At 56.3% G+C, this 11,219-nt stretch carries 7 protein-coding genes; 3 read left to right on the forward strand and 4 right to left on the reverse strand.

Annotated features, from left to right (window positions below):
• Positions 1-179 precede the first annotated feature (179 nt).
• Positions 180-1,073: a hypothetical protein gene (locus NHH03_RS17680; protein WP_253158315.1), complete on the forward strand. Its 894-nt coding sequence runs from the start codon at positions 180-182 to the stop codon at positions 1,071-1,073.
• A 74-nt stretch (positions 1,074-1,147) separates the two neighbouring features.
• Here the strand turns inward: NHH03_RS17680 and NHH03_RS17685 are convergent, their stop codons facing one another.
• From NHH03_RS17685 to NHH03_RS17695, 3 genes are read right to left on the reverse strand one after another with little or no spacing between them, the layout of a single operon-like run.
• The gene (locus tag NHH03_RS17685; RefSeq protein ID WP_253158316.1) at positions 1,148-2,485 is read right to left on the reverse strand and encodes a DUF1552 domain-containing protein; all 1,338 of its coding nucleotides are present in this window, start codon (positions 2,483-2,485) and stop codon (positions 1,148-1,150) included.
• 4 nt (positions 2,486-2,489) lie between these two features.
• Positions 2,490-5,051 (reverse strand): DUF1592 domain-containing protein, encoded by a 2,562-nt coding sequence (locus tag NHH03_RS17690; RefSeq protein WP_253158317.1) that lies wholly within the window; start codon positions 5,049-5,051, stop codon positions 2,490-2,492.
• Between the two features lie 8 nt (positions 5,052-5,059).
• On the reverse strand, positions 5,060-7,462 hold the full coding sequence (locus NHH03_RS17695; RefSeq protein WP_253158318.1) for an SUMF1/EgtB/PvdO family nonheme iron enzyme: 2,403 nt from the start codon (positions 7,460-7,462) through the stop codon (positions 5,060-5,062).
• Positions 7,463-7,764: 302 nt separating this feature from the next.
• On the opposite strand from NHH03_RS17695, the gene NHH03_RS17700 reads away from it, so the two are divergent.
• A complete protein-coding gene (locus tag NHH03_RS17700) occupies positions 7,765-10,227 on the forward strand; it encodes a sulfatase-like hydrolase/transferase (RefSeq protein WP_253158319.1) in 2,463 nt (820 codons plus the stop codon).
• Positions 10,220-10,828, forward strand: a complete 609-nt coding sequence (locus NHH03_RS17705; RefSeq protein WP_253158320.1) for an alpha/beta fold hydrolase — start codon at positions 10,220-10,222, stop codon at positions 10,826-10,828. The genes NHH03_RS17700 and NHH03_RS17705 overlap by 8 nt, the downstream gene beginning before the upstream one ends.
• Here NHH03_RS17705 and NHH03_RS17710 read toward each other — a convergent pair.
• Positions 10,815-10,973: a hypothetical protein gene (locus tag NHH03_RS17710; RefSeq protein ID WP_253158321.1), complete on the reverse strand. Its 159-nt coding sequence runs from the start codon at positions 10,971-10,973 to the stop codon at positions 10,815-10,817. The two genes, NHH03_RS17705 and NHH03_RS17710, sit on opposite strands and share 14 nt — an antisense overlap.
• Positions 10,974-11,219 lie beyond the last annotated feature (246 nt).

The raw sequence follows: 11,219 nt of genomic DNA on the forward strand, positions 1-11,219 counted from the left end.
GCGGGACAATCAGCCAGTCCGGGATGATCCTCCGGTTGGCGATGGCTGTCGACAGATGTTTGCCATACCGGACCAAGTTGATGGGCAAAAATGCTTGCGTGGATTGCGAACTGCTGCCAATCAAGACATAATGTCTTAGTTTGCCTTGCAACCTTTCAATCAATCAGGTGGAACGTCTCGTGAAGATACAGTCGCAATGGTGGACCTGCGGAATCGCCGCATCAACGTTCTTGTTTGCTTCCGCCCTGGCAATTGCCGACGAACCCCTGGTACCAGACGACAAGGGTCAGGTGGTTGATATTCGCGGTGGGGTGGTCGATGAAGCTCTGTCGGCCGAGCGTTTGAAGACGATGTTGACTCAGTCGCGGGTTTATGATGTCAAAACGACAGGGCAATCGGAACGCCACTTGACGCTGGACGACCGTCCCTTGATGCGGTTCAATAACCCGGTCAGCGGCGTCCCCGATGGGATCATTGCGATGTGGAAAGATGGACCTCGCCCGGCTGTGGTTGCACAGGTGTTTCAACTTGCCAACGGCACCTGGCTGCATGAAGCTCAATCGCTGGCGCCAGCGCCATTGTCGATGCGCAATACAAAGACCGGCGACATCCCCTGGCAACCGACGGCAGAATCACTTCGTTGGAAATCGATCAAGGACGTCGTCGTGGATTCACGCTCTGCGGCCAGTCGACTGCGACAGATGCGGCGGATTGCGAGTGAATTTAGTGCGGTCGACCACTTCCAAGTCCGTTCGGGTGACACCGCGCGGTCACCGTACAAACTGCGCCTGTTACCGCAACCGGTGTATCGCTACTCCGATCCCGAGAAAGACGTAGTCGACGGTGCCATGTTCGCGTTCGTTCACGGCACTGATCCGGAAATGTTTTTAGTTTTAGAAGCGACCGAACAAAACGGTCAAACGTCCTGGCGCTATTCGATCGCACCGATGACCTGCTGGGCAATTGACGTCCACTACAACGACCAACCGGTCTGGAACATCGAAGAACGACTTGGCAAGAGTACACCAGCGGACAACTACCACGTTTGGGGCTACCACGGGTTGGATCAATAGATTGAATCCGAACTTTGATGAACCGACCGACTGCGGCACGCTAAAGCGTGAACTCCAACGGTGACTGCGTGGGGCTAGGCGATCAGTTCGTTGATCACACCGGTGGAGTCTTGGAATTGTGGGCCGGGATCCACGCCCACTCGGTCGAGCATTGTGTGCCATAGACGTGACAGGGGCGTTTGATCGGGCAATCTCAGGTGGCCCTGATGGGCGATCCCGGCGGCTTTGCCTCCGAACAGACAACTGGGCAAGCGATCTTTGGAATGTCCGATCCCCATGCCGCTGGAAAACCCTAGCACGGTGTGGTCTAGCAGACTCGATCCGTCTGGCTGTGTGAACGACTTGAGCCGATCGAGGAAGTAGTTCCAATGTGACAAATAGATCCGATCGACCTGGGCCAATTCCGCCAAGTTCTTTGGATCGTTACCGTGGTGTGTCAGTTCGTGGAACCCTTTGGAGACACCGAATTCGGGGAACGTTCCACCCGAGCTTTCCTGACGCACGACATAGCTGATCACGCGTGTGGAATCGGTTTCGTAGGCCAACGCGATCAAGTCGTACATCATTTTCGCATACTTCTCGTAGACGAATTGTCCGGCCGGCTGATTGATCTGATAGCTTTCCGAAAAATCGCTCATGGAGTCCGTCGCGACTTGCGGTTTAGGTTTGGTGCTCCAATCAATATCGCGCTGAAGCTGTTTCTCGACTTCGCGCACGCTGCTGAAGTACTCGTCCAATTTGACGCCATCCTGGCTGCCGACGACGCGTTGCATCCGTTTGGCATCGTCCAGCACCAAATCCAGAATACTGCGGCGCTGACGAAAGCCCTGCTGTCGCAATTGTTTTTCGCTGGGTCCATCGACCTTGAACAACTTGTTGAACAACACGTGGGGATCATTCTCCGAGGCTAGCGGAACCCCATCACGGTTCCACGCCAGGGTTCTCAGGTTGCCGCCGAATCCGGTGCCACGCTGAATGCACATTTGCAGCGATGGGAAACGCGTCTGCCGCCCCAGTTGTTCGGCCGCAATCTGATCCATCGACACGGCGTTCTGAATGGAACTTCCGTCTTTGGCTTTGACACCGGTAGAAAACGTGTAGTCGCCTTGATGACCTCCACCATGTTCCAAATAGGTCCCGGACAGGACGGTGAAGTCTTGTTTGTGCGCGGCCACCGTTTTCAACGTCGGCGACAGCGTGTAGTCGCGCCCCTCGTCCACGGGTTCCAACTCGCGCATGTTCATGCCGGTGCCAAAATAGAACAGCCCCAGTCGTTTTGGCTGTGCAGCGTTTGCCGCGTCGGCATGGGCGCGCTTGGGTTGCATCGCGAGTAAGGCCGGCAGGGCCATTGCCGCACCGGTGCCCCGCAAGAGTGTGCGGCGATCGATTCGAGGCGCGTGGATTTTGCTCATCTATTCACTTCGTCAAAAATGCGTCGGACAGAACGATGCCCTCGATCAAGCTGTTTAGCGTATGATCCTGGGATTTCATGCGTTGCACCAAGGTGTCGATTGTAGCATGGTCCGCTGGTTCGACGATTCGCCCGAGTGCATAGGTAAACATCTTTTCGGCGAGCCCGCGTAGAAAGCGATCGCCTTGGTCGCGGAGTGCGGCGCGAAATTGTTCAACGGTGGTAAAGGCGACTCCGTTGGGTAGCGTGCCTGTGGCGTCGATGATGGCTTCGTCAGGCCACCACGGTCGCTCGCCGTCTTGTTTGGTCCTCCAACGACTGGTCACGCTGAAATTCTCCAATGCCAATCCATAGGGATCGATGGTGCGGTGACAACTTGCACACGCTGGGATGCTGCGGTGCTGGTCCAAACGTTGCCTGACCGTCAGCTGTTCGCCTTTTACATTTGGTTCAACTTCACCGACATTTGGCGGTGGCGGTTTGGGAGGATCATTGAACAGTACATCCAACAGGTACTTGCCTCGCTCGACCGGCTTGGTGCGATTCCCATCGCTGCCCCATTTGTGCAGCGCTGCCATCGTAGCCAACCCGCCACGATGGGTTGATTTGGGCAAGGCCACACGAACAAAATCGTCTCCCTGGACATCGGGGATCCCGTAATAACGTGCCAACGTTTCATTGGCCATCGTCCAATCGCTATCCAAGAAATCGAGCACGTTTTCACCATTGCGAAGCACTTGGGCAAAAAACTCGATCGGTTCGGCATTGATGGCTTCGTTCAATCCGGCGTTCTGCGTGCGATAGAAATCTCGGTACAAATTCTGGTCGATGGCAAATCGATCAAACTCGTCGGCCTTCAACCACTGGCGTGCAAACCCATCGACCAACGCCTGGGAACGCGGATCGGCAAGCATTCGCCGCACCTGTTGCAACAGCACGTCTGGATCGTTAAGCGTTCCGTCGTCGGCATTCGATCGCAGTGGAGCGTCAGGAATCGAACTCCACAGAAACAGGCTCAACCGAAATGCTAATTCATGTGGATTCAGTCGCCGTGTTGCGGCGACCAATTTTGTCTCGATGGCCTGACTTGGGTTTTGATCATGGTCCAATTCAGCGACCAATAAGAAAGCTGGACTGCACAGCATCGCGACAATTCCCGATTGCAGGGCCGCCGGAAAGTTTGCGCCGTGCTGCATTTCGCCATCAACGATACCGACGATGCGTTCGACTTCGATTGCATCGACCGGACGACGAAAGGCGCGCGGCAACAAGCGGGCAAAGATTTCTCGGGCGTACTGCAAATCAAATTCCGACTCGTCCAAACCGCGGTGGAACAGCGTTTCGGTGCTTTTGGGCGGCCACTGGTCGTACAACGGGCCCTCCACTTCAATCCAATCGAACAAGACTCGCGGCAGATGATCCGTGGTCCGGGTATCAGGTTCTTGACGACCTTGGTTGGGAAAGCCTTGGGCGAACAATTGGGCGCGAATCCGACCAGCGCGTTTCGCATTGCCCGCTTCGAGTTCTGCGGCGGCCTGTTTTCGGGTATTGGAGTAGTGGTAGTTGACGCGACCAAATCCGGGTGCGTCTTCGAATTGGATGCCGATCTCGTCGCTTCCAGGAACATCAAATGCGCGTTCGATTTCTATCACTTCGGGCTTCTGCAATGTTCCCGGCACTTTCCCAAAATACAGATCCCCATCACCACCGCGCGAAATGCGGATGTACAACTGCTCGCGGTCTTTCGGATCGGCTCCCACGCGGACACGGACACGGTAACGTCCACGCACCGGAATCAGTTGATCATTCCAGGGATGGCGCAGGTTCTGGTCGGAACGCATACCGTGTGATAACGAGATGATTCCGTTTTCAACCATGATTGTGTCGCGGACGTGTTTGATGTACTCGATTCCACCGGTGATGTCTTCGTATTCCATCCGATTGCGGCGGGTCGGCACTGGCGGTGGCCCGGTAACGATCGCCTTGTCGGCGACCGCAGCGGCGACATCAAAATACTTTTCCATCAGTGATGGATCCAGCAACAGCGCCTTGCTGACGGTATCAAATCCGTTCATCTTGCCATCGGGCGGCAACAGATCCGCCGGTCCTTCGCCGGGCAAGAAATCGACTCGCAGCAGATCGCGTACGATGTTGGCGTACTCCTTACGATTCAACCGTCGCATCAGCACACGCCCGCCGGTTCCATTGGCCATGGTCGCACTGTGCTTGAGCTCTTTGGCGATCCAGTCGACCACTTGTTCGGTCAATTCCACTGGCGGCTTTGGCTCACCTTCAGGCGGCATTTCACCTAAATTCAGATTGTCCATCACCTCGACCCATTTGGCCGCGGATTGTGGATCTTTCAGGTCGAGCGGCAATGTGTCCAATCGTAGATCACTCTCCTGCAGGTCCGGTCCATGACAATCGATGCAATAGGTTTGCACCAACGTTGAAATGCCAGCGCGATCGCGATCGCTAGCGGGGGTCTCAGCAGCAGACGCCGCACTGAACAGGCCGACCGGCGCGAGTAGCAGAACAAACGAAAGGGTCAGGCTGATCAAACGCATTGAATCATTCATTCCCATGTCACGGTGTAAGGGATCACGTTGGTCTTGGGCATCAGCGAATCCAATTGCTTGATTTGGTCCTCGGTGATCTGGGTGTCGTTACGTGCAACCCAAAGCTCTCTTAGCCAAACCGCAGCTGCCATTTTCATCAGTCCTTGATTGGTCAGCGCGGACGCTGGTTGCACACCGCGGTGAGCGAGTTTGACTTTTGTCAGCTGTTTGGCAGTGGCCAGATATTCAAATGCGACATCCGTCAAACCCGGAGTCCGCAGTGACAGTTCTTGTAGATTGGGCAATAACGTTAGCGGACCGAGACCGGATCCAGTGACGCCCTGCGAGGTCACCGTCAACCACCGCAGCCGATTGATGCGTCCCAAGTATTCGATGCCTTTGTCGCTGATCGCATTGGACCCCAACTCCAATCGCTCGATCGAGAAAGCGTGCGACAGAGCGGCAAGGCCTGAATCATCTAAAGGGGAACTATCGCCAATGGATTCGTTGCCGATTTTCAGCGATTCCAAACGTGGGATCTGTACCAACGCCTCCGCAGCTTGATTGCCGGCGCCACAGTCCATCAAATCCAGTTCACGCAGTTCAGTTAGTCCAGCCAAGTGGCGGAAATCCGAATCGCGAAGTCCAGTGCATCCGCGCAGGCCGAGCTGCCGCAGTTTGCTGAGACCGCCGATGGTCTGCATCGCCGTCGAGTGAAGATTGGAATGTTGGTCCAGGGCTAAGACTCGCAGGTCACCAAAATCGCTTAGCCGGTTGGCCCCATCCTCGGTCATCGCACCGTCACCATTGCGAGCGGTGCAGACGAACGTTTGTAGCGGACAACCTTGGAAAGCCGCTAGGAAATCCCCACTGGCTTGGTTCTCCCAGATCTTTAGCGAACGCAACTGTCGATTTCCTGCAAGCGTTTGAATGCCGGAATCGGTCAATCCGCCACCGATCCCAAAACACTCAAATTCGACCAACGATGTCAGCCCCGACAGCGTTTCGATTTGAACGTCATTCAACGGATCTTGACGCGAAAATTTCAGCGTTTCCAGATTGGTCAGGCGACACAGCGGCGACAAATCAAGCTTGTCGAGTCCCAATCCGGATTGAAAGTCCACTTCGCGCAGACGGTTCAGGTCCGCGATCGTATCAAGTGCGGACTGAGTGAGAGAGAGATCGCGTTGGCGAGTCCGAATGCTCAATCGGTTTAAATCGGGCAACAGCGCGAGTTGGCGAAACAGTTCGCGATCGAGATGCTTGGCTTCCAGTCGCAATTCGGTGTTCAGCCCATCCGACGAATGCAGTTCTCCCCCCGCATCTTTGATCGCAGCGAGCGTGGCTTGCTCGCGCTGATAGGCTTCTCGGGCCGTCGTCGACTGCAGCGGGTCGGCCTCTCGTACGATGCGAAAACCGATGTAGCAGGCTGCGTCTTCGGCGTCCCAGTGAGTTCGATTGGCCGAGCGACAGATCAGGTCACCGTTGTACCAGCTGCCACCGCGGATGGTGTGGAAATCATTGACGTCGGTTTGCGGACGGTCCCTGTTGACGGGATCGACGGCGGTGCCGGCAGGACGGTCGTATTTGGGCCGCTCGAAATCTTTGTAGACCGTGTCCAACCATAGGTCTTCACACCATTCCCAAACGTTGCCGTGCATGTCGTGAATGCCAAACGCGTTGGGCTGGTAACTGCCAACCGCTGCCGTAAAAACATTGCCATCTTCGGGGTCATTGTCCCAGTCCAGTAACCATTGTCGCTCTGCGGCGTGGGGGCGATGTTTTTCCAGTTCCACGTTGCCAAAATTGGCGTGTTGATACGCGACGCCTTTGGCGCTGTCACCGAATGAGAACCAAGTCGATGTGCCGGCGCGGCAGGCAAATTCCCATTCCGCTTCGGTCGGCAATCGATAGACCGCGCCGTCTTGGTCGCCCAGCCAGCGGCAGTAGGCTTTGGCGTCTTGCCAGCTGACACCGACAACCGGGTGGCGATCGGTTTGCGGAAATCCGGGGTCTTTCCACGTGAAGCGACGATCGCGAGAAAAGTCGTGCGATTGATACAGCGGTTTGTCGTCGGGCGTCGGATCCCAGCCGACCATTTCAGTCTGCCCCCGCTCGGCGGTCGTCTGGTAACCGGTCGCTTGCACAAACGCGTTGAATTGGCCCACCGTGACTTCGGTTGTCGAGATAAAAAAAGGCTTGGTGATCCAAGTCGGGTGAGCGGGGGATTCGGCGTTGCCAAATCCTTGGCCGGCCGTCGACAGCGGAAACGCCTGCTGCAGCGCCCGCTCCCCACCGTCTGTGCCCTGAATGAATCGGCCTCCGGCGATTAGCCGCAGCGGTGGAGCAGTGGAGTCGTTGTCGTCCTGGGCGAATGCAACCGAGGCCATTAGCATCCACAGGCAAACGAATCGAGACATACAGTGCATCGGCGGGACGATTGGGCGGGAAAATCAGGGCGGGGCACGATCGGAACAACACAACAGAAGCAATTGTACACTGACAATGGAACCCAGATAGTTTGCAACGTCAAAAGGCCGTCGCTGGACCGGCCACGGTTCAGACGCGTCTGCACCCCAACCGACTGAACCCTGGCGGGATCAGCTACGATCGAACCCAAAACGCATGAGCCAAGGAAACCCCTGATGCAAGCGCTTGCCGGGCGCCTGCGTTAGGATGTGACAATCGAATATCCTACCGTACCACTCGCCAGATCAATTTGATGCTTAGACTGATTCCCCCTCGACACTCCAAATGGGCCAGCGATTTGACGGTCGCTGGCAGCGACAATCGTTTTCGATCCTTGATTTGCCTGTGCTGGTTGCTGGTGATCGCAGCGGCGGGCAGGGCCGATTGTTTTGCCGATCCACCCAACGTGTTGTTGATACTGGCAGATGATTTGGGATTTTCGGATCTCGGTTGCTATGGCGGCGAGATTCAAACGCCTCAATTGGATTCGCTCGCGGAGACGGGACTGCGGTTCACGCAGTTCTACAACACCGGTCGATGCTGGCCGACGCGTGGATCCATGCTGACCGGCTATTACGCCCAACAGATTCGCCGAGACCATTTGCCGGGGATTCCCAGTGGTGGTCGTGGCGAACGCCCCGAGTGGGCAGAACTGCTACCGAAAATGCTGTCGACCGCTGGCTATCGCTCGTATCACACCGGGAAATGGCATATCGACGGCCAACCGCTTGATTCGGGATTCGATCGGACGTCGTTGAATCAGACCGGTCGGTATTTTGAAGTGAAGGAAACGGCCGGCGGGAAGCGTGAAAAACCGCTGCAGTTTCGGGAGGATTTTTACCTGACCAGCGCGATGGCTGACGACGCAATTGACAATTTAAAAGACCATGCCGCCAATCACGCCGACAAACCATTCTTTCAGTATCTGGCATTCACCGCGCCGCATTTTCCATTGCATGCGCTGCCACAAGACATTGCGATTTATTCGGACACCTATACGGTTGGTTGGGATGTGATCCGGGCGCAACGTTGGCAGCGAATGCAATCGATGGGATTGCTGGACCCGGCAACGATCGGCCAGGTCTCCGCTGTCGAGCGAGAATTGGGGCCACCCTACCACTTTCCCGACGCCTTTGAGATTTTGGGTGACGGCGAGCTCAATCGTCCGCTGCCGTGGAAGAATTTAACGCCAGCGCAACAGGAGTTCCAAGCGACCAAAATGGCAATTCACGCGGCGATGATTCACCGTATGGATTTGGAAATTGGTCGGGTGTTCGATCAGATTCGCCAAATGGGGCGATGGGACGACACGTTGGTGATGTTCCTGTCCGACAACGGCGCGAGCGCTGAAATCATGGTTCGCGGCGACGGGCACGACCCCAGCGCGGCGCCTGGTTCCGGGGCGACCTATCTGTGTCTGGGGCCGGGCTGGTCGACGGCCTGTAACACGCCCTTTCGACGTCACAAAACGTGGACCCACGAGGGCGGCATTTCGACTCCGATGTTGGTTTCCTGGCCGGCGCGTGTTCGCAGCGGTGGCGATTATCGTCGCAATCCGCACCATGTGATCGATATCGTTCCAACGATTCTGCAACTGGCCGGCGCGTCACATCGCCAAGATGCACCGCCACCGCCCGGAGAAAGCTTTGTGGCGGAATTGGAACACCAGGTTGATGCCCCGCCGCGTTCACTATGGTGGTATCACGACGGACACAAGGCGATGCGCCGCGGGGATTGGAAAGCCGTGGCCCCCGAAGGCGAACCATGGGAGTTGTATGACTTGGCAACCGACCGTGGCGAGTCAACAGATCTGGCGCTACCCCATGCCAATGTGCTGGAGGAATTGGTTGCTGCCTGGCAGAACCAACTGGACCAATCGATCGCGATGGCATCCGAAGGGATCAGCCCAACGGTGCTAGAAAAGGAACAAGGACGAACGCACAACGCGGGCAAGATGTGGGACGCACAACAGGCCGCGCGGATCAAACGCGTTCAAGTTCTGCCGCAGGGCGAGTCGTTTCGTGTCGCGGATCGACATGCATTTTTGATGGCAGCGGAAAATCCGGCGACGACAAAACATGGAAAACCATGGGTTTTCTACGCGCCGACACTGCGTCGATACCCGGATAAAAATGAAACCTGGATGCATCAACGCTTTTTGGACGCTGGCGTGTCGGTCGCCGGCATCGACATCGGCGAGGGCTATGGAAGTCCGTATAGCCAGCCCCTCTTTGATGCGCTGTATGACGAAATGGTTTCACGCGGCTATAGCTCCCGGCCGGTCTTGCTGGGCCGCAGCCGTGGTGGCTTGGCGGTGGCCCGGTTCGCGATTGAACATCCCGAACGCGTGGCGGCGATCGGTGGGATCTATCCCGTGTTTGATTACACGAGCTACCCAGGCGTCGAGCGGGCTGCGGCGGTTTATGGCGTCTCGGCGAAAGAACTGCTCGAGAAGCAATTGGAACTGAATCCGATTAAACGGGTTGATCGTATTGCCCAGGCAAAGATTCCGGTTTTTCTGATCCATGGGACGGAGGATACGCTTGTTCCACTAAAACAAAACTCCGGCGCGTTTGAAACAACCTATCATGCCAATGGTGCTCAGTCGAACATCACGCTGAAACGAATCGAAGGCCAAGGGCATAGTGCTTGGCCGGGCTTTTTCCAAGACGACGACCTTGTCAACTTTTTGATTGATACTGCGAAAAGTGAATAGCGTTTCTGAAACCGTTATCGTCATTCATGGCTATGCCTGTAGTTCCGTGTTCACGCAACCGTTGCGCTATCGACTTTCCAAGCGTGGGTTCAAGGCAGTCTGTTGGTCCTATCACAGTCTGTGGGGAACTGTGGAAGGACATGCCCAGCGGCTGCGCGCCTACCTGGACAAATTAGACGAGGCGGATGAACGTTTTCACATCGTCGCCCACAGCATGGGGTCGGCGATCACACGCGCCGCGCTGTGCGATTCTCAGCCCGACGGGCTGCGGCGAATCGTTTTTTTGGCGCCGCCGATTTCGGGGCTTCCGTTGGCGCGACTGTCGTCGGGAATCACAAAATGGATCAGTCGCCCGTTTTCGGAACTGTCCGATGCGCCGGACAGCTACGTCAATTCTTTGCCGTCGCCCGACCAGTTGGAAATCGGTGTGATCGCGGCCAAGTACGACTGTCTGGTTCCCCTGAAAAATACGACGATGCCCGGGCTGCGCGATCGAATCACCTTGGGCGCGACTCACAATTCGCTGCTCTTCGACCGCCAAGTGGTTGATCTGGCGGCTGGATTCTTGCGTGCCGGCCGGTTCCAAATCATTTGTCGATGAAACCGTTTACGTCGGGGTCGTAGACGGTCATCGCGCGAGTGGCATCGGTCAAATCGATCGGTGCGATCACCAGCGAGTACAAGTCCGTGTCAGTGTCAGCAGGCAGGATTTGTCCGCAACAGGTGGCTGCGCAACAGCAACTCACCAAAAGGATTCCCAGTCGAGTCAGACGCATCAATCCGCTCCCAAGTTGCACCCATGGCACCAATCCGGTTGGCATCATTGTACGTTGTAGCCGGCCTCTGTGAGGCAGGTTCTATTGCGGAAGCACAACCGGGCTCACAGAGGCCAGCCACAGAAGTTCACCTGGGTTTCCTGCCCAGCCCGCCTCCAGCAGGTTCGGCAGTTTAACGCTGGCTTCAAAAAGCGTGAGCGAGGGATCCCGTTAACA

Origin of the sequence: Stieleria tagensis (genome assembly GCF_024129865.1) — a bacterium.
Taxonomy (GTDB): Bacteria; Planctomycetota; Planctomycetia; order Pirellulales; family Pirellulaceae; genus Stieleria; species Stieleria tagensis.

Bases quoted from the DNA above. Each gene is read 5' to 3' on its own strand.
- NHH03_RS17685 (WP_253158316.1), bottom strand. From the start codon at position 2,485: ATGAGCAAAATCCACGCGCCTCGAATCGATCGCCGCACACTCTTGCGG.
- NHH03_RS17690 (WP_253158317.1), bottom strand. From the start codon at position 5,051: ATGCGTTTGATCAGCCTGACCCTTTCGTTTGTTCTGCTACTCGCGCCG.
- NHH03_RS17695 (WP_253158318.1), bottom strand. From the start codon at position 7,462: ATGTCTCGATTCGTTTGCCTGTGGATGCTAATGGCCTCGGTTGCATTC.
- NHH03_RS17700 (WP_253158319.1), top strand. From the start codon at position 7,765: ATGCTTAGACTGATTCCCCCTCGACACTCCAAATGGGCCAGCGATTTG.